At 45.2% G+C, this 21,438-nt stretch carries 21 protein-coding genes; 3 read left to right on the top strand and 18 right to left on the bottom strand.

The features are described 5' to 3' along the window. Positions 1-131: 131 nt before the first annotated feature. Both rho and trxA read right to left on the bottom strand, forming a co-directional pair. Positions 132-1,388, bottom strand: coding sequence for a transcription termination factor Rho (gene rho / locus ACHUFQ_RS13400; RefSeq protein WP_138319551.1), 1,257 nt, complete (start codon positions 1,386-1,388; stop codon positions 132-134). Between the two features lie 212 nt (positions 1,389-1,600). Next, positions 1,601-1,927, bottom strand: a complete 327-nt coding sequence (gene trxA, locus ACHUFQ_RS13395) for a thioredoxin TrxA (protein WP_394176254.1) — start codon at positions 1,925-1,927, stop codon at positions 1,601-1,603. A 322-nt stretch (positions 1,928-2,249) separates the two neighbouring features. On the opposite strand from trxA, the gene rhlB reads away from it, so the two are divergent. Both rhlB and ACHUFQ_RS13385 read left to right on the top strand, forming a co-directional pair. After that, positions 2,250-3,524, top strand: a complete 1,275-nt coding sequence (gene rhlB / locus ACHUFQ_RS13390) for an ATP-dependent RNA helicase RhlB (RefSeq protein WP_394176253.1) — start codon at positions 2,250-2,252, stop codon at positions 3,522-3,524. A gap of 15 nt (positions 3,525-3,539) precedes the next feature. Continuing rightward, the gene (locus tag ACHUFQ_RS13385) at positions 3,540-5,045 is read left to right on the top strand and encodes a Ppx/GppA phosphatase family protein (protein WP_394176251.1); all 1,506 of its coding nucleotides are present in this window, start codon (positions 3,540-3,542) and stop codon (positions 5,043-5,045) included. 6 nt (positions 5,046-5,051) lie between these two features. On the opposite strand, the gene ACHUFQ_RS13380 is transcribed toward ACHUFQ_RS13385, so the two are convergent. The 7 genes from ACHUFQ_RS13380 to tatA form a co-directional block, all read right to left on the bottom strand. Continuing rightward, positions 5,052-5,933: a DMT family transporter gene (locus ACHUFQ_RS13380; RefSeq protein WP_394176249.1), complete on the bottom strand. Its 882-nt coding sequence runs from the start codon at positions 5,931-5,933 to the stop codon at positions 5,052-5,054. A 102-nt stretch (positions 5,934-6,035) separates the two neighbouring features. Further along, positions 6,036-7,049 carry a porphobilinogen synthase gene (gene hemB, locus ACHUFQ_RS13375; RefSeq protein WP_394176248.1) on the bottom strand — a complete coding sequence of 338 codons (1,014 nt, stop codon included), beginning with the start codon at positions 7,047-7,049 and terminating at the stop codon, positions 6,036-6,038. An 11-nt stretch (positions 7,050-7,060) separates the two neighbouring features. Next, the gene (locus ACHUFQ_RS13370) at positions 7,061-7,852 is read right to left on the bottom strand and encodes a TatD family hydrolase (RefSeq protein WP_394176246.1); all 792 of its coding nucleotides are present in this window, start codon (positions 7,850-7,852) and stop codon (positions 7,061-7,063) included. Between the two features lies 1 nt (position 7,853). Next, positions 7,854-8,387: a hypothetical protein gene (locus tag ACHUFQ_RS13365; protein ID WP_394176244.1), complete on the bottom strand. Its 534-nt coding sequence runs from the start codon at positions 8,385-8,387 to the stop codon at positions 7,854-7,856. Then, positions 8,387-9,142 carry a twin-arginine translocase subunit TatC gene (gene tatC / locus ACHUFQ_RS13360; RefSeq protein WP_394176240.1) on the bottom strand — a complete coding sequence of 252 codons (756 nt, stop codon included), beginning with the start codon at positions 9,140-9,142 and terminating at the stop codon, positions 8,387-8,389. The genes ACHUFQ_RS13365 and tatC overlap by 1 nt, the downstream gene beginning before the upstream one ends. Continuing rightward, a complete protein-coding gene (tatB, locus tag ACHUFQ_RS13355; RefSeq protein WP_394176239.1) occupies positions 9,132-9,464 on the bottom strand; it encodes a Sec-independent protein translocase protein TatB in 333 nt (110 codons plus the stop codon). Before tatB ends, tatC begins: the two co-directional genes overlap by 11 nt. A 13-nt stretch (positions 9,465-9,477) precedes the next feature. Further along, positions 9,478-9,732 carry a Sec-independent protein translocase subunit TatA gene (gene tatA / locus ACHUFQ_RS13350; RefSeq protein ID WP_394176238.1) on the bottom strand — a complete coding sequence of 85 codons (255 nt, stop codon included), beginning with the start codon at positions 9,730-9,732 and terminating at the stop codon, positions 9,478-9,480. Between the two features lie 308 nt (positions 9,733-10,040). On the opposite strand from tatA, the gene ACHUFQ_RS13345 reads away from it, so the two are divergent. Continuing rightward, entirely contained in the window at positions 10,041-11,057 is a 1,017-nt protein-coding gene (locus tag ACHUFQ_RS13345; RefSeq protein WP_394176236.1) for a hypothetical protein, read from the top strand. 301 nt (positions 11,058-11,358) lie between these two features. Here ACHUFQ_RS13345 and ubiB read toward each other — a convergent pair whose 3' ends face one another. The 9 genes from ubiB to gmk form a co-directional block, all read right to left on the bottom strand. Next, positions 11,359-12,987: a ubiquinone biosynthesis regulatory protein kinase UbiB gene (ubiB, locus tag ACHUFQ_RS13340; protein WP_394176235.1), complete on the bottom strand. Its 1,629-nt coding sequence runs from the start codon at positions 12,985-12,987 to the stop codon at positions 11,359-11,361. A 1-nt stretch (position 12,988) separates the two neighbouring features. Further along, positions 12,989-13,618, bottom strand: a complete 630-nt coding sequence (locus tag ACHUFQ_RS13335) for a ubiquinone biosynthesis accessory factor UbiJ (protein WP_394176233.1) — start codon at positions 13,616-13,618, stop codon at positions 12,989-12,991. Position 13,619: 1 nt separating this feature from the next. Next, a complete protein-coding gene (gene ubiE, locus ACHUFQ_RS13330; RefSeq protein ID WP_394176231.1) occupies positions 13,620-14,375 on the bottom strand; it encodes a bifunctional demethylmenaquinone methyltransferase/2-methoxy-6-polyprenyl-1,4-benzoquinol methylase UbiE in 756 nt (251 codons plus the stop codon). A gap of 147 nt (positions 14,376-14,522) precedes the next feature. Next, positions 14,523-16,634: an ATP-dependent DNA helicase RecG gene (gene recG / locus ACHUFQ_RS13325; protein ID WP_394176229.1), complete on the bottom strand. Its 2,112-nt coding sequence runs from the start codon at positions 16,632-16,634 to the stop codon at positions 14,523-14,525. Positions 16,635-16,636: 2 nt separating this feature from the next. After that, on the bottom strand, positions 16,637-17,347 hold the full coding sequence (trmH, locus tag ACHUFQ_RS13320) for a tRNA (guanosine(18)-2'-O)-methyltransferase TrmH (protein WP_394176227.1): 711 nt from the start codon (positions 17,345-17,347) through the stop codon (positions 16,637-16,639). A 40-nt stretch (positions 17,348-17,387) separates the two neighbouring features. Continuing rightward, complete coding sequence (locus tag ACHUFQ_RS13315) at positions 17,388-17,777, bottom strand: RidA family protein (RefSeq protein ID WP_394176225.1); 390 nt, start codon at positions 17,775-17,777, stop codon at positions 17,388-17,390. A gap of 22 nt (positions 17,778-17,799) precedes the next feature. Beyond that, positions 17,800-19,917, bottom strand: a complete 2,118-nt coding sequence (gene spoT / locus ACHUFQ_RS13310; protein ID WP_394176223.1) for a bifunctional GTP diphosphokinase/guanosine-3',5'-bis pyrophosphate 3'-pyrophosphohydrolase — start codon at positions 19,915-19,917, stop codon at positions 17,800-17,802. 112 nt (positions 19,918-20,029) lie between these two features. Then, the gene (rpoZ, locus tag ACHUFQ_RS13305; RefSeq protein ID WP_138319568.1) at positions 20,030-20,305 is read right to left on the bottom strand and encodes a DNA-directed RNA polymerase subunit omega; all 276 of its coding nucleotides are present in this window, start codon (positions 20,303-20,305) and stop codon (positions 20,030-20,032) included. Positions 20,306-20,445: 140 nt separating this feature from the next. Continuing rightward, complete coding sequence (gmk, locus tag ACHUFQ_RS13300) at positions 20,446-21,072, bottom strand: guanylate kinase (RefSeq protein ID WP_394176221.1); 627 nt, start codon at positions 21,070-21,072, stop codon at positions 20,446-20,448. Between the last annotated feature and the right edge of the window lie 366 nt (positions 21,073-21,438).

The raw sequence follows: 21,438 nt of genomic DNA, 5'->3' as shown, positions 1-21,438 counted from the left end.
GACTCTTTCTGATGGTGACTTATTGCGGCAATTATCGCTCATCGAGCCATAGTTTGCACGAATTTGAGGTTCTGAAAACAATAAGGGAAGCCTAAGCTTCCCTTTCTGATTCAATATACGCGTTTACTTAATTAGCGCTTCATTGAATTAAAGAATTCATTATTGGTCTTGGTCATAGCCAGTTTATCAATCATAAATTCCATGGCGTCAATCTCACCCATCTCGTGAACGATTTTACGCAAAATCCACATTTTCTGTAGTTCATCCGGCTTAGTAAGAAGCTCTTCACGGCGCGTACCACTGCGATTAAAGTGAATTGCCGGGAATACGCGCTTCTCTGCGATTTTACGCGACAAGTGCAATTCCATATTACCGGTACCCTTAAATTCTTCGTAGATAACCTCATCCATTTTAGAACCGGTATCAACAAGGGCCGTGGCAATAATGGTCAAACTACCACCTTCTTCGATGTTACGAGCCGCACCAAAGAAACGCTTCGGGCGATGCAATGCATTGGCATCAACACCACCGGTCAGGATTTTACCTGACGAAGGTATCACGGTGTTATAAGCACGAGCAAGGCGGGTTATTGAATCTAATAAGATAACCACGTCTTTTTTGTGTTCGGTCAAGCGTTTGGCTTTCTCAATCACCATTTCTGCCACTTGCACGTGACGAGACGCTGGCTCATCAAACGTCGATGCAACAACTTCACCTTTTACCAGGCGTTGCATCTCGGTAACTTCTTCCGGGCGTTCATCGATCAGTAGCACCATCAATTCACATTCAGGGTGATTATGGGCAATACTCTGAGCGATGTTTTGCAATAACAACGTCTTACCCGCTTTTGGCGGCGCCACAATCAAACCACGCTGACCTTTACCAATTGGTGAAGCCAAATCTAATACTCGAGCGGTAATATCTTCCGTCGAGCCATTACCACGTTCCATGGTTAAGCGTTGATTGGCATGAATTGGCGTAAGGTTTTCGAAAAGGATTTTATTGCGGGAATTTTCAGGTTTATCAAAGTTAACTTCGTTGACTTTTAGCAGGGCAAAATATCGTTCGCCATCTTTCGGTGGTCGAATTTTACCAAAAATGGTATCACCGGTGCGCAGACTAAAACGTCGAATCTGGCTTGGTGAGACATAAATATCATCCGGGCCTGCTAAATACGAAGAATCTGCCGATCGTAAGAATCCAAAGCCATCTTGTAAAATTTCTAAGACGCCGCCTCCGAAAATGTCTTCACCACTTTTTGCGTGTGCTTTAAGAATGGCAAAAATAACATCTTGTTTACGGGTTCTGGCTAAATGTTCAAGCTTCATTTGCTCAGCAAGCTTAATGAGATCGCCAATAGGTTTGTCTTTGAGTTCAATTAGATTCATAGGATGGGTCTTGTTATGTAATGTGCATTTACAATGTTTTAACGTGCCGGGAAGCAGTCAGAACGAAAAGGTTTATGGATTAAAAAGATATGTATGTTGTTTAAGTTAGCATTAAATACTGCTTAGGTAAAGCAATCCGCTAATTGAGTAAAACATTTTTAAAAATAGGTACAAAAAGGCCGGTAAGCCGACCTTTTTATTGGTACAGGCAATTATAGATTAGCTTCTAAAAACTCTTTTAACTGGTTTTTAGATAACGCACCGACTTTAGTATCTGCAACCGCACCGTCTTTAAATAATAAAAGCGTTGGGATACCACGGATACCATATTTAGGTGGTGTACCTGAATTTTGATCAATGTTTAATTTAGCAACAGTGACTTTGCCTTCGTATTCTTCAGCAATCTCTGACAGGATAGGAGCGATCATTTTACATGGACCACACCATTCCGCCCAAAAATCCACTAGAACCGGGCCAGAGGCGTTAATAACATCAGCGTCAAAGCTGTCATCTGTAAGCTGAACAATTTTCTCGCTCATTTTTATCTCCGTTAGAAAGGCAAGCTTCTTAGCTGCCAACAATATTGCATAATCTTATCGATCTAAATCGTTTATGCAAGAATAAACCAATGATTGTGACAATAGAATAACGAATTTCGCGAGATTCCAGAAAGAAATTTACGTTATAAGTTACTCTAACCCTGAAATCGCTCTATCTACCAAGCGGATTCAAGAATTCATTTATCCCAGATACCCATTCTTTTTATCGGCTAACCGTGCGAATCAGCCCGATTTTTATCAGAATTGGTTTTAATCCAGATATTACTTAATTGATCAGTTAGATAGTGTTATTCTTGACCGTATGAAAAAAACACATTTAACCGAAAGTAAGTTTTCCGATTTTGAGCTGGCACCACAAGTAGTGACAGGCTTAGAATCGATGGGCTTTCAATATTGCACGACGATTCAAGCCAAATCGTTACCTATTTTAATGTCAGGCAAAGATATTGCCGGACAAGCTCAAACCGGTGAAGGTAAAACCATCGCCTTTTTGGCAGCGACTTTTCACCATTTACTGCAAAAGCCAAAAGCTGACCACAATCAACCTAGAGCCATCTTAATGGCACCTACCCGGGAACTTGCAATTCAAATTCACCGGGACGCAATCGCCTTATCAAAATCAACAGGTTTGCGCCTTGGTGTGGTATATGGGGGTGAAGGTTACGAAAGTCAACGCCAGGAATTACAAAATGGTGTAGATATTTTGATCGGCACCTGCGGCAGGTTAATTGATTACTACAAACAAGGCATTTATAAGCTAAATCATATTGAAGCGGTGGTTCTTGATGAAGCTGACCGAATGTTTGATTTGGGTTTCATTAAAGACATTCGCTATCTGTTCAGGAAAATGCCTCCGGCAACTGAGCGCATGAACATGCTGTACTCGGCCACCTTATCGTTTCGCGTCAAAGAGCTGGCATTCGAGCACATGAATGATCCGGTTAGCGTCGAAGTTGAGCCTGAGCAAAAGACCAACATCCGTATTTCTGAAGAACTGTTTTATCCATCTAACGAAGATAAAATGGCTCTGTTGCAAACATTAATCGAAGAAGAATGGCCAGATAAGGCGATCATTTTTGCCAACACCAAACATAGCTGTGAAAACATTTATGCTCATTTGCATGCCGATAACATTCGTGTAGGGCTGCTAACCGGTGATGTTGTTCAGAAAAAACGCCTGAAGATTCTTGAGCAATTCACTGCCGGTGAATTGGATATTTTGGTAGCAACCGATGTTGCCGCTCGCGGATTACACATCCCAAGCGTGACCCATGTGTTTAATTACGACTTGCCCGATGATTGTGAAGACTATGTTCACCGTATTGGTCGCACCGGTCGTGCTGGAGCAACAGGTCATGCAATAAGCTTTGCCTGTGAGGATTACGTATTTAATCTACCGGCCATCGAAGAATATGTTGAGCACAATTTACCGGTCAGTAAGTATGACCAGGATGCGTTGCTTACCGATTTACCGAAACCAAAACCTCGACCGCGTCGACATCAACCGCGTGGTGGTCGTGGTGGAAAAGGTGGCAAACCAGGTAACCGGCCACAGCACCGGCGTTCAAAACCTTAGGAACAGGATCATTGGATGATGGCAGATACACCGTCTCATACCCAGCCGCTCTATGCCGTCATTGATCTTGGCTCTAACAGTTTTCACATGATGATCTCCCGCCTGGTCGCTGATAGCGTTCAGGTGGTAGATAAAGTAAAACGCAAAGTCAGACTCGCTTCCGGGCTTGATGCCAATAACCGCCTGGACCAAAAGTCCATGGCTCGGGGTTGGGAATGTTTAAGTTTTTTTGCTGAACGTTTACAGGACATTCCAGCCAAGAACATCCAAATCGTCGCTACCGCGACTCTGCGCTTAGCCGTAAATGCGTCAGATTTTATTGCCAAAGCTGAAACCATTCTTGGCCATGATATTAAAGTCATCTCTGGCGATGAAGAAGCCAGACTGATCTATCTTGGGGTTGCCCACACAACAATTTCTCAAAACAACCGCCTGGTCATTGATATTGGCGGCGCCAGTACCGAATTAATCGTGGGTCATGGATTTGAACCTCAACTCATGCAATCACTTCCTATGGGTTGTGTCACGTTTAACCAAAAATTCTTTGCCCAGCACCAATATACCGAGCAGGCATTTGCGGGTGCGGAACAGCAAGCCAGACAGGTTTTAGCGCCTTATGCCCAGTCTTTTTGCGATGCCAGCTGGGAAAGTACGTTAGGTGTGTCCGGTACCTTGCAGGCCATTACCGAAGTATTGTCCGCTCAGGGCCGTCTGCCAATCATTACCTTGGCCAAGTTGCAGGAACTGCGCCAGAAAGTTATCGCATGCGGCAGCCTCGAGCAACTTAACATCAACGGCTTAGTCAACGAACGCAAGCCGGTTTTTGCCAGTGGTCTGGCAATTCTATTGGCTATATTTCAAGCGTTGGATATCGACGAGTTACAACTGGCTGGCGGTGCAATTCGGGAAGGACTGTTGTATGAGTTATTGCCGAATATGCGCAATGTGAATATTCGCATTCGAACACTCAATGCTTTGATTATCCGATTCAATATTGACGAAAGACAAGCTTATAGAGTGGCCGATATCGCCGATCAGGCCTGTCAGCAACTTCGCTCCTCCTGGCAACTACCAGATCATTATCGCAGCATACTGCAATCCGCCTGCGTCCTGCACGAAATCGGTTTACAGCTTGAGTATAAAGGCAATAAGCAGCATGCAATTTACATCCTCCAGCATGCAGATCTCGCCGGTTTTTCGGCACCAGAACGATTACTTTTATGTGCGTTAGTCGGCAATTACAAGACCGATTTAGACCTGGCATTGCTACAACGCCAGACCTTTGCCGACGTTTGGTCGGCCTGTCAGTTGCTGGCCGTTTTACGATTATCGGTGATATTGTCAAAACGCCGCAAAGACGATGTAATGCCTGAATTTGCACTTACGGGTGTCGATAAGTCGTTGCAGCTGACGTTGCCCGATGCCTGGTTAAAACTGCACCCATTGATCTCTGCTGAACTGAAACAGGAAATTCTGGATATCGCCAAACTGGATATAGAATTAACAATTGTCCGGGTCTAGTGGCGGTTAACGTCGCGCGGCACTTGCTTTTCGTTGCTCCGATAACGCCCAAACGTTGCTCATCAGCACCAGCACGATGCCACAAATCACCGTTGTCGTTAACGGCTCAGAAAATAAAATAGCAGCAGCAACAATGCCATAAGCAGGCTCTAAGCAAACACTGACACTGACCAAAAATGCAGGAATACTGCGCATCGAACTCAGCAACAGGTTATGGGCGAACGCCGTAAATATAATGCCGAGCAAAAACAGTTTACCAATATCGGTAATATCGCCATTAAACGGCAAGATCAATACCATGGGTATCAGCAACATACTGGCGAGCAGATTTTGCCAAAACGTCAGGTTGAGGGTGTTGTTAGTTTTGACCAGCGCCTGATTGATATCAGTTAACCAGGCAAATGTCATTGCCGATAACAATCCTGCGGTCAAACCCTGTATGTCACTCCAGAGACTCATATCGTCAAAAACGCCGCTAACCAGAGCGATACCCGCCATAATAAGAACTGCCTGACCTAACATCGTCACCGGCGTTAAAGCATTGCCCCGAAACCAATCAATCAGCAATACCCATAGTGGGTAGCTAGCGAATGTGATCAAGGCGATTGATACGCTGGCTTGCTGCGCAGCATAGAAAAACGTTAGCCAATGTACCACCAGTAAAATCGATGATAAAAGCAACCGATATCGTGGTATTGTCGCAACGCTCAAGACCGAAGTTTGCCTAAACCATAGATACAAACCAATCCCCAGAGCGGCGAAAAAAGTACGACCAAAAACGATAAAAACAGGACCAGTATTGACCCAGTAGGCGAAAAGAGCGCATAAAGAAAATAGCCAAACCGCCGCATGTAATCGCAAATAGTCCGATTTATTGGAGGCATTCATTTAGCTATCATTCCCGGTTTGGTAGATTCGTGAGTCAATTATCACTTGGGGTAGCGCTCAAAACCCCGGATGCCCAAAAGATAGTAACGGGTATCGTTTTAGCTAATTGTCTTCTTTTAACCAATAACCTACCTGTTTGGCGAAATAGGTCAATATGCCATCAGCCCCGGCTCGTTTAAATGCCAGCAAGCCTTCCATAACACAGGGTTTTTCCGCCAACCAGCCATTATTAATTGCCGCCATATGCATAGCATACTCACCACTGACCTGATATGCATAAGTCGGCACTTTAAAGGTATCTTTGACACGGCGAACGATATCCAGATATGGCATACCGGGTTTTACCATAACCATATCAGCACCTTCAGCCAGATCCTGAGCAATTTCTTGCAACGCTTCGTCAGAATTTGCCGGATCCATCTGATATGAGTACTTATTGCCACCTTTGATATTGCCTGCCGAGCCTACGGCATCACGAAATGGGCCATAGTAATTCGACGCATATTTGGCTGAATAGGCGAGAATGCGGGTATTCACAAAGCCGGCATTTTCTAACGCTTCACGAATCGCGCCTACCCGGCCATCCATCATATCGGATGGTGCGACAACATCAGCGCCTGCCTGTGCATGAGACAGTGCCTGCTTAACCAGGATTTGCGTGGTAACATCGTTGAGTACATAACCTTGGTCATCAATAATGCCATCCTGACCATGAGTTGTGAAAGGATCTAAGGCAACGTCTGTAATCACTCCAAGTTCCGGGAACTTAGCCTTCAACGCTTTTACGGTTCGCTGTGCCAACCCGTCAGAATTATACGCTTCTTCGGCGAGTAACGATTTTTTGTCTGCCGGCGTTACCGGAAAGATTGCGACCGCAGGAATGCCCAAATCTACCAATTCCTGAGCTTCTTGGAGCAACAAGTCGATACTTTTGCGTTCCACGCCGGGCATTGAATCTATTGCCTCGCGTTGATTTTCGCCTTCAAGTACAAACACCGGGTAGATCAGATCATTCACACTCAGTTGATTTTCAGCCATTAAACGGCGGGAAAAGTCGTCTTTGCGCATGCGCCGCATGCGCCTTGCAGGGAATTGACCAAATTGTTCAATACTCATAATCTCTCCAGCTAGGTCCACTGAAACAATTGTCTGGCATTGTTTGTGGTTTGAGTAATTAATACTTCTTTGTCAACGCACATAGCTGTTGCCACGGTGTCTGCGACAAAGGATAAATATGACGGTTCGTTACGGCTACTTTTCGGTCGGGGACGGATATTCTTCGGGGTTAAATAGGGCGCATCGGTCTCTAATAATAAACGATCAAGGGGGATATATCTGGCAATATCAAATAAATCCTGACCGCGCTTTGGATCGCTAATCCAACCCGTTATTCCGACATACAGTCCCATGTCCAACACTTGTTTAAGCTCTGCTAGTGATCCGGTAAAACAGTGAGAAACCCCACCCGACAGCTTGGCTAATTGTTCATCAATAATGCCCTTCCAGGTAGGAAAAGCATCTCGCTGATGTAAAAATACCGGCTTTTTTAGCTCGACCGCTAACGCCAACTGCTCCTGAAACACCCGCTGCTGATTTTGCGGTGTCGAGAAATTACGATTAAAATCTAACCCGCATTCTCCAACGGCACTGACATTATTATCCTGGCAAAGCTCGGTTAATTGCGCGAGGTAATCCTCCTCGACCCCATCGGCATCGTGTGGATGAACCCCTGCGGTGCAATACATGTATTCGTGATGTTGCGCCAATGCCAAAGCCTTTCGACTTTCGTTGACATTGGTACCGGTTAACAACATTTCTTTCACACCGGCAGCGCGGGCTCTTATAATCACATCGGAGCGGTCTTTATCAAATCTGCTGCTGGTTAGGTTAACACCGATATCAACCAAGCTTACGGCCATTTTATTGAATGCGCTTTACTTTGACGGTGCGGTTTGATCCGGTTTTCTTCAATGAAAAAGAATTAAACATTCCGCGCTCAATGACGACTGACTGACCCACTTTAAACGAGGTAGTTGTCGCTTCTATGGTTCGCCACTTCTGGCCATTATCCAAGGTAAAAGACCATTTGTTGTGGGCCTTCTTGGTTGCACTAGTTAACGTTGACGTTATTTTTGTTACCTTTTTTTCTTCTTCAGTTTTTTTATGCTCAAGGCCAAACTGTTGTTTCACGTCTGATTCTGGAGCAGGCTGAGGTAAAGGCTTAGCGGTATTTTGAGTGTGATCACCATTTGAATTAAGCACCAGAGGTTGAGGATCCTTTGCAGGTTTCGATTGCAATGCGGATTTTTGCTTAATATATGCATCAAAGCAGGATAAACGCTTGTCATCATCATCTATTTCACTACATCCCCACAACAAAGGGTCGACGACATTGTTGGCCAACGCCATCGTTGGAGTCAGGAGTAATGTTATTAATACAAGCCAGTTTTTCATTATTCTATACCTTTACTTTCCTCGTCAGTCTCACGTTTTCGGTAAAATGACGATAAAATAATACCTAATTCAAATAGCAACCACATAGGCAATGCTAACAAGGTTTGTGAAATCACATCAGGTGGTGTTAGCAACATGCCAATAATAAAGACAGACACAATGACATAAGGCCGTTTTTCTCGCAACTTTGCCGGCGTTGTAAAGCCTGTCCAACACATTAAAATAATGGCGATTGGGATCTCAAAAGCGGCACCAAATGCAAAGAATATTTTCAGGACAAAATCGAGATAACTACTAATGTCGGTCGCAATAACAACGCCATCGGGCGTCACAGAATTGAAAAAAGAAAATGCCAGAGGAAAAACAATAAAGTAAGCAAACGCAATCCCGCCATAAAACAGCAAACTACTGCCGATAAGCAACGGCGCGACCAGACGCTTCTCGTTTTGATACAAACCCGGCGCCACGAACTTCCATAGCTGATATAACATATATGGCATGGCGAGAAAAATGGAAACCACTAAGGTGAGTTTAAACGGCGCAATAAATGGGGATGCGACATGAGTCGCGATCATATTTGTCCCTTCCGGCATAACATCAACTAAGGGTTTTGCCAACGTCCGATAAATGTCTTTGGCAAAGTAGGCCAGGCTGGCAAAAATGACCAAAATTGACCCTATCATAGCCAACAGGCGATTGCGCAATTCCAACAAATGGTCAAATAAGGATGAGCCCTGGTTTTGTTCATCCGTCATTATTTTTCTTACTCTCGTCTTTTATCGTATCTTCGTAGGGACGGGTCGCTTCTTCTGCAGCTTTTTTCAGACTTTCCACCGAGTCTTTTACGTCGGTTGTAAGATTTTCAAAACCCTGCTTTTCTGCTTCTTTCAAATTGTTATGTAATTCATGGATACGCAGTTCTTCTTTGATTTCAGTCTGAACATTCTGACTGAAACGTTGCACATTGCGCACCCAATTACGTACGGTACGAATCGCCGTAGGCAATCGGTCAGGCCCTAATATTACCAGACCCATGACCGCTATTACCGTAAGTTCCCAAAAACCAATATCAAACATAAATAATCCAGACCTAGGCCTGATCTTTTTCCTTTACGCTTGCTTCGCTAGGCTCAGCTTTGGCTTTTTTCGCAAGCTGCTCGTTTGCCGGCTCGTCTTGATTGGCTTCGTCTTGTTTTGCTTCGTCTTCACTAACCGCTTTTTTAAAGCCTTTTAATGCTGAACCCAAATCGCCGCCCAAATTGCGCAGACGTTTGGTACCGAATAATAAAATCACAATTACCAATACAATCAATAATTGCCAAAGACTAATTCCAGCCATAATCATTTTCCTTTTCTGTAGATTGTTCTTATTATAAGTCGAGTAAGTGTTTAATTATACACTTTATAGCAACTGTTATAAGTAGCTGATCATTCGGTGAGAATTTATCAACGATACGGTCGGAACGGGCACAAGTCATCCGCTTTGTTTTATGACAGGTCTGGTAACGGTTCTATCTCTCATTGCTAGTCGCTCAACTCAATGTCACAGAGCATATTCAGTCAATGCGTACCTGCCCCCTCAAAAATTAGGATTATTGCTATAGTTATATTTGAAAGAAGGACGTTTTCTAATCAAATTCAACATCGATTATCGTGAAAAATAACAATAATGTGTATTGGTGCTTACTGATCCCCATCTTATGTTTGTCCACTGTAGCCTTTGCTCAACAGCAGTCGGACATGGAAATGGAAATCATTGAGATAACCGCCATCGAACAACAAAAAGAGCAGGAAGCCCACGCCGATGATGACGATTGGCTGGGGGACTTTCATGGTGCCGTGAGTGATACTTTCTTTAACACGGCGTTGTGGTTTGATAGCTTTTTTGCCAATGACAATGAAGAGCAGGCAAACCCGAAATCGCTTGCGCGGATACGTTTTGGCTGGGAGCCAAGAGCAGGGGACTGGGGGGAATTTACCCAGAGATTTCGGATCCGCTTACGCTTGCCGCATTTTGAAAGTAAAGTCGACGTCATTTTTTCTGACGATGACGATCAATCGACCGGTATCGAAAACTACGGTAATGACTTACCTTTGAACCGAGATCTCGAAGACGATAGATTCACAGCAGCATTGCGCGTGGTCAATCAAGAGGACGAAAACAGTTATATTGACACTCGCATTGGTATCTCCGGTGGCGATTTATTCACCAAGGCTCGCTTAAAGCTACAAACCGACTACACCAAAATTCATGCCTTTAAAATGGAGCCGTCCATCTATTATTTCCTGAGTGACGGTTTTGGTTCACGCCTGTTTTTGCAATATGCCTATACACCCTCGCTCGACCGGCAACTGCAAATTAATTATTCCATTAGCGGTTCCGAGGCTTATTCTGGCGCCAGGTGGCGTCATGGCGCGTACTATTTCAAGCAAATAGACCATCGCAGCGCCACCGTAACCAGCCTAACGGTTGAAGGGGAACGCAATGGCGATCGTGGTTTTCTCATTGAAGAATATCGGTTAGGTTACCGATATCGGGTGAATGCAATCCGGGACTGGCTGTTTTTTGAAATAGAACCCTTTTTGCTCTGGGAAGAAGAGCGCAATTACGACACGACCCCTGGGTTGGCATTGCGTGTTGAAGGTTACTTTACCAAACAAAATAAATAATACCAATCCCATTAAATTATTGCTCACTCAGTGAGAATTTAAAGGCTTTTAGACAAGGCTTTGATTGCAGAGAATGGTTATTCCGCTCTTAAAATGAGCCAAAATCAGTAACGCAGGATAAACGCCTTTAAACTCACCCGAAGGGAGTTAGTGAGAGGCCCATTTTCGGCCCTATATTTCATTAATATAGAATGACTATATCAATAAAATCTATGTTGTAAATGAACCTCGGCTCTAACTCTGAGTTGTGCACAAACTTAGTGGGATTGGTATAATGCTTGTCACGCCGACAGGGCCGCCGTTAATCCTTCAACGACCGCAACATCAAGATCAAACCAATAATGCCACCAAGGCTAGCCAGTTGATAAAATTCCTGAGTGGCTACGACACTTGATGCGATAAGAAGACCAACCGAAACCACGGTCAGTTGCAGGCGTTTACTTTGCAGATGCTGCTGTTGCATTTGTTTCACTAGAGTCAGTTGACTGATCTTGGTTTGCTGACTGGTTTTAAGGTAGTCATATACCAAATCCGGAAGTTCCGGCAATTTCTCGCCCCAAAACGGCAGCTTTTCTTTAACCTGATTATATAATGCCTTAGGCCCCATTTGCTCTTTAACCCAGGCTTCCAAATAAGGCTTGGCGGTTTTCCATAAATCCAGTTCGGGATAAAGTTGTCGCCCCAACCCTTCGATGTACAATAACGTTTTCTGCAATAACACCAATTGCGGTTGTACTTCCATATCAAACCGGCGCGCGGTATTAAACAAATTAATCAATACCTGACCAAAGGAGATTTCAGCCAACGGTTTTTCAAAGATTGGCTCACAAACGGTGCGGATGGCAAACTCAAATTCTTCGACATTGGTATCCGCCGGCACCCAGCCTGAGTCTACATGCAATTGAGCGACTTGATAATAATCACGATTGAAAAACGCGACGAAATTTTCCGCCAGATAACGTTTATCTTCCTTGTTTAGTGTACCGACAATACCGCAATCAATCGCAATCCAACTAGGGTCAGCAGGGTCAGTGACATCGACAAATACATTCCCCGGGTGCATATCAGCATGAAAAAAGCTGTCGCGAAATACCTGGGTAAAAAACACTTCAACACCACGTTCTGCCAATCGCTGCATATTTACATTTGCCGCTTTTAGCTGCTCAACTTCGCCCACCCCGATGCCGTAAATCCGCTCCATCACCATCACTTCTTTGGTGCAATAGTCACTATAGACTTCCGGTACATAGAGTACGTCATCATCGGCAAAATTACGTTTTAACTGAATTGAATTGGCTGCTTCTCTCAATAAATCCAGTTCGTCCATAATGGTTTTTCGGTACTCATCTACTACTTCAACCGGACGCAAGCGCTTGCCTTCGTGATAATACTGACTCACCAGTCTGGCGAACATCTGCATGACTTCGATATCGGCAACAATCACGGATTCAATGCCAGGACGGATCACCTTAATCACCACATTAATCGCGTCATTATCTTCAGCACGCAGCATTTTTGCACAATGCACCTGGGCAATTGACGCGGACGCCAGAGGTTGTTGGTCAAATTCGATAAAACTCTGCTCAAACTTATCCGCACCTATTGCATCGACAATCCGCTGCCTGGCTAACGCTCCGTCAAAAGGCTCGACATTGTCCTGTAGTCGGGCCAATTCATCGGCAAATTCAGGGTTTAGCAAATCACGACGGGTCGATAGCATTTGTCCAAATTTGATATATACCGGGCCCAAAGATTCAATCGCCAGGCGAAAGCGTTGCTCTATCGATTTATCTTTGTGCTGATTGCGTAACCAGAAAAAACACATACGCAGAAGTTTGCCATACCAGGGGATTTTATTCCGTGGTAACAGTTCATCCAGACCATACTGCAAAAATGTCTTAATGATTTGATAGAGTCGCTGGCTACGCACGTTATTCCTTCGCTGTCAGGGTTGTTGTTAGTTGATTGATACGTTGCTCAATCGCCTTGGTATCACTGGCAAGTTGTTCAACCTGCCCGTTAAAATCTTTAATGACCGCCTGGTTGACCAAAACCGGCTGCTCATACAACAAATATTCGCTCGCATCCTGCTCAATTTGCCGTTGTGCAAACCGAGCCTTACGTTTGACATTGTGCACCAAACGACTCAGATAATGGGTCGGGATATCGCCGATGTGCTGCGCTATCTGTTGCTGCCAGTCAATATCCAGAGATTGCCCGAGTTGCGCAAATCGCTGCGCTTGCTGAACATCGCCTTCGATTTCAATCGCACCTTGTTTAATTAATTCCGGAAGCAATTGTGGCTTTGTCAGCTTTGGTAAGGTGGCAAAATCCGTGGCCAAGTAGCAGCTGTGTTCAATGCGGCAGGACATGACCATGACCTGCTCCTGGGCCACCAGAAATGACAACTCAAACCCAAGCTCTCGTAATTGCAGGGTAAGCGCCTGCTGTTCCATCTGACTTAAGGTTATAGCCTGCTTAGGATCCAGCGACAAGGCTGAATTAATGACCTTTTCTAACGCACTGCACAGTAATTGTGGCAGTAGGTCTTTAACAGACATATTAAAATTTAAATCCTTTATGCAACGCCACAATGCCACCGGTAAGATTATGATAGCTGGTTTGATCAAAGCCGGCATTTTCCATCATGGCTTTTAACGTTTCCTGATCCGGATGCATACGAATAGATTCCGCCAGGTATTCATAACTGTCACCATCTTTGGCAACCATATCACCCATTTTAGGAAGAATATTGAAGGAATAAAAATCGTAAACTTTATTGAGAAGTTCATGCTCTGGCTTGGAAAATTCCAACACCAATAAGCGACCACCAGGCTTTAATACGCGATAGATTGAACGCAATGCTTCATCCTTATCGGTCACATTGCGAAGTCCGAATGCAATGGTAACAATATCAAAGGTGTTGTCTTCAAATGGCAGCGCCTGGGCATTGGCCTGCACATAATCAACGTTGCCAACGACGCCAAGATCGCGCAGTTTGTCTCTGCCAACATTTAGCATTGAGCTGTTAATATCCGCTAAGACTACCTGACCTTCGCGGCCGACAATTTTTGAAAATTTGGCGGTTAAGTCACCTGTTCCACCGGCCAAATCTAATACCTTGTTACCCGGACGCGCGCCACTGGCATCAATCGTGAAACGTTTCCACAGACGATGAATTCCAAAAGACATTAAGTCATTCATAATGTCATATTGCTGAGCCACGGAGTGAAATACGCCAGCAACCATTTGCTCTTTCTCTTCGGTCTTAACTTGTTTGTAGCCAAAATCCGTGGTGGGGTTTTTATCGATAGTCATCAAATTGGATCCGAGTAATTAAATTCTGGGCACTAACGCCTGAAATTTTATGATAATTTCAGCGCCAGCGTTACTAGTTTACTGCAAAGGGCATTGGCTGAGCAAACCAAGTACTCAAACTTACTCTATAGATTTTTAACGCACTCGTTAGGCATTAGAGTATTTCTCTTTATTCCCCAGCCAACGCTGGATTAGGGCTTGTGCCACATCCGGCTGTTGTTGCCATAGCTGACTGGCTTTAGGTAGGATGTCTGCGATCAAATCGCCGTCACGCACCAGATCGGCAATTTTCAATTCCGCCAAACCTGTCTGACGCGTCCCTAATAACTCTCCCGGGCCGCGAATTTCTAAATCACGTTGGGCAATTAAAAAGCCATCATTGGACTCACGTAGCACGGATAAACGTTTGGTCGCGGTTTTTGACAGCGGACTTTTATACATTAGAACGCAGTGCGATGCGACACCGCCACGACCCACCCGGCCCCGCAGCTGGTGCAATTGCGCCAACCCCAAACGTTCCGGATTTTCAATAATCATTAAACTGGCATTAGGAACGTCAACGCCAACTTCAATTACCGTCGTGGCCACCAAAAGATGAATGTCACCGGCTTTGAAAGCGTCCATGATTTCCTGCTTTTCTGCGGGTTTCATGCGCCCATGGACTAAACCAACTTTTAAATTCGGGAGTTGTTCTTGCAGATACGTCGCCGTATCTTCGGCCGCCTGACATTCCAGCACCTCAGATTCTTCAATCAGGGTACAGACCCAGTATGCCTGGCGATTTTGCTCGCTACAGGATAAACGCACCCGATCAATGACTTCATCACGGCGTACATCGGCAATTGCGACAGTTTTAATCGGGGTTCGCCCAGGCGGTAACTCATCAATGACTGAAGTATCCAAATCCGCATAGGCAGTCATTGCCAACGTTCTTGGGATCGGAGTTGCGGTCATAATTAACTGATGCGGATAGCAATCATCAATTTTTCCTTTCTCTCGCAATTCCAATCGCTGATGCACGCCAAACCGGTGTTGTTCATCAATGATAATAAGCGACATGTTGGCAAACTGTACCTGCTCCTGAAACAACGCATGGGTACCAACAACCATTTGCATGCTGCCATCTTTGATCGCCTGCAAGGCATGTTGTTTTACTTTGGCTTTGCTTTTCGAAGCCAGCCAACCAACATTAATGCCTAAAGGTGAAAACCAATTGGCAAAGTTAATGGCATGTTGCTCCGCTAAGATTTCCGTTGGTGCCATCAGTGCTACCTGATAACCCTGACCTATCGCGGTCAGCGCCGCCAATGCCGCCACCAGGGTTTTACCTGAACCCACATCGCCTTGCACCAGCCGCATCATCGGCACGTTTTTTTGCAAATCGGCACGTAATTCGTTGACCACTCGTTGTTGAGCATTGGTTGGTGAAAACGGTAAGGATGCTAAAAATTTCTGTTCCAGGCTCTTATCGATAGTTAACCCAATGGCAGCATGTTTATCGCTGGACTGGCGCAGTTTTAACATACTGAGGTTATGAGCCAGTAACTCTTCTTTAATCAAGCGTAATTGCGCAGGGTGGCGACCTTCTTCGATGGCAGTAATCGCTACATCCGCCGGTGGGCGATGAATAATTTGAATGGCTTCGGCCAGAGAAATGGATTCTTCAAAGGTGCCTACAGGGAGTAAGTCTTCGACACTGCCGCGTTGCAAACGATTCAATGCCTGATCGCAAATATTGCGCAAACTAACCTGACGCAGGCCTTCGGTTGTGGGATACACAGGTGTCAGGTTTTCCTCAACGGCGATATGCGGTTCGTCCTGATCCAGTTGCTTGTATTCGGGGTGGATGATTTCAAACCCCCTCGCGCCACGGTGAATTTCACCAAAACATCGCAGGGTGGTGCCGACGGTCAGGTTGTTTTTTTGAGCGGCCGAGAAATGAAAGAATCTCAGGGTAATTTCGCCGGTACCATCGTTTACCCGGCAAAGCAGCATGCGCTTACGGCCAAAACTGACCTGACAGTCCACCACTTCACCAACAATGGATGTATGCAACCCCGGGAGCAGATCCCGAATCGCATAGACCCGGGTTCTGTCTTCATAACGCAAAGGTAAATGAAAAAGCACATCCTGTAAGGTATACAAGCCAAGCTTTTCAAGCTTGCTGGCCACACCAGGGCCGACGCCTTTTAACACCGTAACCGGTGTTTGTGCGAGCTTTGTTAGTCCTTCCTGAACCTGTCCCTGGCGCATACTCATGATTAAGAGTCTAAGTCTTCCCAGGCTTCCTGGTTCATTTGCATTTTTCGCCACCACTCGTCATTGGCAACAATATGACCTTCCTCATCAATCTGTGGATAAGGTAAGCCTTTGCGCTGACAAGCTTTGGCAAATATTGGATGACCACCTTCAAATAAGACTCGATTACGTTCTTCGTTGGAGATGTCGCTTGGCGTATCATACATCCCAGCCAGTTGACGCTGGCGTTGCGCTTCGTACAAGGTAACGGCGCAGGCGACTGACACGTTTAATGACTGTACCATGCCAACCATGGGAATAATGATATCCTGATCCGCTAGCGCCAGAGCTTCTTCACTGGCTCCGAATTTTTCCTGTCCCAGGATAATGGCGGTGGGTTTGGTGTAATCAATTTCCCGATAATCCACCGAGGTTTCCGACAAATTAGTGACCAGAACCTGCATGCCCTGATTTTTCAGGCGCAATACGGCATCTCTGGTATTGTCGTAATGATTTACATTGACCCAGTTTTGCGAACCAACCGCACTGCCACCACCAACTCGCATCCGCTCGTTTTTCCATACCGCATGCACATCGTGAATACCGATGGCATCACAGGTGCGAACCACAGCGGCGAGATTATGAGGCTTGTGGACCCCTTCCATACAAACCGTTAAGTCGACTTGACGTTTATTAAGCATGTCAAGAATGCGTTGATGTCTTTGCGGGGTCATAAATTCAGTCTTTATTTATTTACGCTAAGGTCTGCTGACCTTAGTTTACACTGGGCAGTTTCATAATGCCGTCGATCTCAATTGCCACCCCTTTTGGTAACTCATTGACGCCGATGGCTGCACGTGCCGGAAAAGGTTTTGAGAAATAACGTGCCATGATCTCATTAACCATAGCAAAATGGCTCAAATCCGTTAAAAAGATATTCACTTTCACCATATCATTGATTTCGCCACCGGCAGCTTCACACACTGCCGTCAGGTTTTTAAATACTTGTTCGGCCTGCTCAGCAAAGTCATCGGAAATCACTTCCATGGTTTCCGGAACCAAAGGGATCTGGCCAGAAAGATAGACTGTATTGCCGACTTTCACGGCTTGTGAGTAGGTGCCAATTGCGCTGGGTGCGTCATCAGTTGATATGATAGTTTTCATCTATAATCCCTGGTTATTCTCGTTATTTTCTCGGCCGGATAACTTTCTGTACATCCGGCATTATTTTAATTTTACGAATGATATTGGCGATATGGACTCGGTTCCGACAGGTTAGCTCAATCGAAATCAAGTACAGATTCGAGTCTTTTTCTTCGGTATTAAGCGTTCGGATATTGGACTCACACTGGGAGATTACCGAAGTTAATTTTGCCAATACGCCCTGGTGGTTAATGATTTCGACCCGCAGTAGGGCTATAAATTCATTGTCCACATCCGGATCCCATTTCACCGGGAAAAACTTACCTAATTCTTTCTCGCGACCGCCAATATTACGACAGCCATCCTGATGCACCATTAAGCCTTTACCGGAAGAAATATAAGCGACAATGTCATCCCCAGGAATGGGATGACAACATTTACCATAGGTCACCAGCATACCTTCAGAGCCTTTGATAGGCATCTTCGCTTTACCGTACACAGGTTCGTCGTTGTCCGAAGTGAAATCACCGGTCAGTCGACGGGCAACGCCGATGCTCAAGGCGTTACCTAACCCGATATTCACCAATAACTCGTCCATGGAATGATAGCCGGTATCATTAACCACCTGTTCAATTTTTTCCGCTGGAATATCTTCCAGATTGGTTTGCCCTAAGGCATGAGTCAACAATCGTTTACCCAGAGCCAATGACTGGTTTTCTTCCTGGGAACGCAAATAATGACGAATTTGTAGACGGGCTTTAGCGGTGACCACAAAGTTTAACCAAGTGGCATTCGGATGCGCACCGCTGGCGGTAATAATTTCGATGGTTTGCCCGGATAACAGGGGTTGCCTTAATGGATATGGCTTACGCTCAACTTTAGCGCCGACGCAACTGTTGCCCACATCCGAATGTACGGCATAGGCAAAATCAACCGCGGTCGCGCCCATTGGCAATTCAATAATTTTCCCTTCAGGGGTAAATACGTAAATTTCTTCCGGGAATAAATCGGTTTTAACGTTTTCGATAAATTCAAATGAGCTACCCGCGCTTTGCTGCAGCTCCATTAAACTTTGCATCCATTTGCGGGCACGAACCTGGGCGGTCGTACCGCTGTCATCATCGCCATCTTGTTTGTACAACCAATGGGCGGCAACACCACGGTCAGCCATTTGATCCATATCCGTGGTACGGATTTGAATTTCAACCGGAATACCGTGAGGACCGATTAATGAAGTATGCAATGACTGATAACCATTACTTTTTGGGATAGCAATGTAGTCTTTAAACCGAGTCTCGATCGGTTTAAACAAATTATGAGCGGCACCAAGCGCGCGATAACAGGTATCTATTTTGTTATCGACAATAATTCGAAACGCATAGATATCCATCACTTCGTTAAACATCAGCTCTTTGTTGAGCATTTTGCGATAAATCGAATACAGATGCTTTTCCCGACCCACAACCTGAGCATCGATTCCGGATTCTTCAAGACGGGTTTCAATCTCACTCTGAATATTGGCAATAATCTCTTTGCGATTACCACGAGCTTGTTTAACAGCTTGCTTTAAGGCCCTCGAACGCATCGGATAAAGGGCTTCAAATCCCAGTACCTCGAGCTCATTTTTAATACCATGAATACCAAGGCGATTTGCGATCGGCGCGTAGATTTCCAGAGTTTCTCGGGCAATGCGTCGGCGCTTTTCTGGGCGTAGAGCACCCAGAGTGCGCATATTGTGGGTTCGATCCGCAAGTTTGATTAGAATCACCCGGATATCCTGCACCATGGCCAGGATCATTTTCCGAAAGTTTTCAGCTTGAGCTTCCTGTTTGGAACTAAAGCTAATTTTATCCAGCTTACTAACGCCTTCCACGAGCTCAGCCACTGTAGAGCCAAACAGCTCAGCCAGTTCATCTTTGGTGGTCTCGGTATCTTCAATCACATCATGGAGCAAGGCTGCCATTAAAGTTTCATGATCAAGGTGCATTTCAGCCAGGTTGCGGGCAACTGCGACAGGGTGGGTAATATAAGGATCGCCGCTTGAACGCATTTGTCCGTCGTGGGCGTCAAATGCCACGAGGTAAGCCTGCTTTAGCAATTCGACTTGCTCGGCAGGTAAATAGCTTTCGGCTTGTTTTTTTAGTGGTTCAAATAAGTACACCCATATCTCCCAGGGAATACAGTCAGATGCAAATCAGAGGGGCTGATCTAAGAATACGTGGAAAAAGTAAGAAAGCCAATGGTTAAGAGCTTAACCATTGGCTGGGGAACTATTAAATCTGGTTGCCAACTATCGCAGCAACAGCAGCTAACTCTGCAGAGTCTTGTTGTACTTGTTCCTGGCGATCAGCATTGTCCATAATTTCGGTATTGATCAATTCTGCTTCAATCTCACGCAGAGCCAGTACAGTCGGCTTATCATTTTCAATCTCAACCAGGGCATCTTTACCACCAGTAGCGATTTGACGTGCACGACGAGACGCGATCAAAACCAAATCAAAACGATTACCAACTTTATCAACTGCATCTTCAACAGTAACGCGAGCCATGTATTTACTCCAAGTGCAAAGGGCATTATACCCACAGAATTTATATAAGATTGTGTAGTTTACTAAATGCTTAAAGTTTATGCTAGCTATGCAAAGGATCTTTTTCTCAAAATTTGGATCGTTTGCAGGTTTTAATGTGATTAATCTTCGAGCAACTGGTTAAACATCTGGCGATGCTTCATAGCCTGTTGCGAGCGCTTTAAACGCTGATTATTCACAATCGTCGTAAGATCGATTAATGCGGTTTCAAACTCATCATTGACCACGATGTAGTCAAATTCTTCAAAGTGTGAACATTCCGATTTTGCCTGAGCCATACGCTCAGCAATCACTTCGTCACTATCCTGACCGCGGGATTGCAGACGACTCAATAACGCTTCTTTGCTCGGCGGCGAGATAAAAATGGTGGTCACTTGCGGGTGACGCAAACGAACCTGCTGCGCACCTTGCCAGTCAATATCCAGAAATACATCGATGCCTTGCTCAAGCTGTGCATCAATCGCCGCTTCCGAGGTACCGTAATAATTACCAAAGACTTCGGCCCATTCATAAAAAGCATTATCGGCAATCAAGGCTTTAAACTCATCGACGCTAACAAAATGATAATGTTCGCCATTAACTTCACCCGGACGAGGATCCCGGGTTGTATGTGATACCGATACCTGCATCGCGCGATCAGATTTTTGCGCCAGCAACGCTTTAATAAGACTGGACTTACCTGCGCCGCTAGGGGCAGACAAAATAAACAAATTACCGGGGACCGACACGCGAACTCCAAATGATTATGATAAAAACGGCTATTCTAAACCAAAATCGGAGTTTTCTCTAAGAAAAAGCGTCATTCCAAAGGTGATTTGGAATTTCCTCAAGGGAACAGGCGGCAGGTTTCAGGGCTCAGTTAAAGCGCTCTAACCTTACGTCTTTGCCTGATGTTACAGGGAATCTACCGGAAAAGCAGATCCCCACTTTCGTGAGGATGACGGAGCGAGATGAGGATTACGGCGCGAAGTGAGGATGATGGAGTGCGGTGAGGATATCGGGGTGGTGTGGATGGCGGAAAAAGCGTCATTCCAAAGGTGATTTGGAATTTCCTCAAGGGAACAGGCGGCAGGTTTCAGGGCTCAGTTAAAGCG

The sequence above is a fragment of the Thalassotalea litorea genome, from assembly GCF_043642205.1.
GTDB lineage: Bacteria > Pseudomonadota > Gammaproteobacteria > Enterobacterales > Alteromonadaceae > Thalassotalea_A > Thalassotalea_A litorea.
Note: the sequence above shows the minus strand (reverse complement) of the source record. Positions and strands in the feature narration are given on the sequence as shown.

Bases quoted from the DNA above. Each gene is read 5' to 3' on its own strand.
- ACHUFQ_RS13335 (WP_394176233.1), bottom strand. From the start codon at position 13,618: ATGTCTGTTAAAGACCTACTGCCACAATTACTGTGCAGTGCGTTAGAA.
- rhlB (WP_394176253.1), top strand. From the start codon at position 2,250: ATGAAAAAAACACATTTAACCGAAAGTAAGTTTTCCGATTTTGAGCTG.
- ubiE (WP_394176231.1), bottom strand. From the start codon at position 14,375: ATGACTATCGATAAAAACCCCACCACGGATTTTGGCTACAAACAAGTT.
- tatA (WP_394176238.1), bottom strand. From the start codon at position 9,732: ATGATTATGGCTGGAATTAGTCTTTGGCAATTATTGATTGTATTGGTA.
- tatB (WP_394176239.1), bottom strand. From the start codon at position 9,464: ATGTTTGATATTGGTTTTTGGGAACTTACGGTAATAGCGGTCATGGGT.
- rho (WP_138319551.1), bottom strand. From the start codon at position 1,388: ATGAATCTAATTGAACTCAAAGACAAACCTATTGGCGATCTCATTAAG.
- tatC (WP_394176240.1), bottom strand. From the start codon at position 9,142: ATGACGGATGAACAAAACCAGGGCTCATCCTTATTTGACCATTTGTTG.
- ACHUFQ_RS13380 (WP_394176249.1), bottom strand. From the start codon at position 5,933: ATGAATGCCTCCAATAAATCGGACTATTTGCGATTACATGCGGCGGTT.
- ACHUFQ_RS13370 (WP_394176246.1), bottom strand. From the start codon at position 7,852: ATGGCCGTAAGCTTGGTTGATATCGGTGTTAACCTAACCAGCAGCAGA.
- hemB (WP_394176248.1), bottom strand. From the start codon at position 7,049: ATGAGTATTGAACAATTTGGTCAATTCCCTGCAAGGCGCATGCGGCGC.
- ACHUFQ_RS13315 (WP_394176225.1), bottom strand. From the start codon at position 17,777: ATGAAAACTATCATATCAACTGATGACGCACCCAGCGCAATTGGCACC.
- trmH (WP_394176227.1), bottom strand. From the start codon at position 17,347: ATGACCCCGCAAAGACATCAACGCATTCTTGACATGCTTAATAAACGT.
- recG (WP_394176229.1), bottom strand. From the start codon at position 16,634: ATGAGTATGCGCCAGGGACAGGTTCAGGAAGGACTAACAAAGCTCGCA.
- ACHUFQ_RS13365 (WP_394176244.1), bottom strand. From the start codon at position 8,387: ATGAAAAACTGGCTTGTATTAATAACATTACTCCTGACTCCAACGATG.
- rpoZ (WP_138319568.1), bottom strand. From the start codon at position 20,305: ATGGCTCGCGTTACTGTTGAAGATGCAGTTGATAAAGTTGGTAATCGT.
- ACHUFQ_RS13385 (WP_394176251.1), top strand. From the start codon at position 3,540: ATGATGGCAGATACACCGTCTCATACCCAGCCGCTCTATGCCGTCATT.
- trxA (WP_394176254.1), bottom strand. From the start codon at position 1,927: ATGAGCGAGAAAATTGTTCAGCTTACAGATGACAGCTTTGACGCTGAT.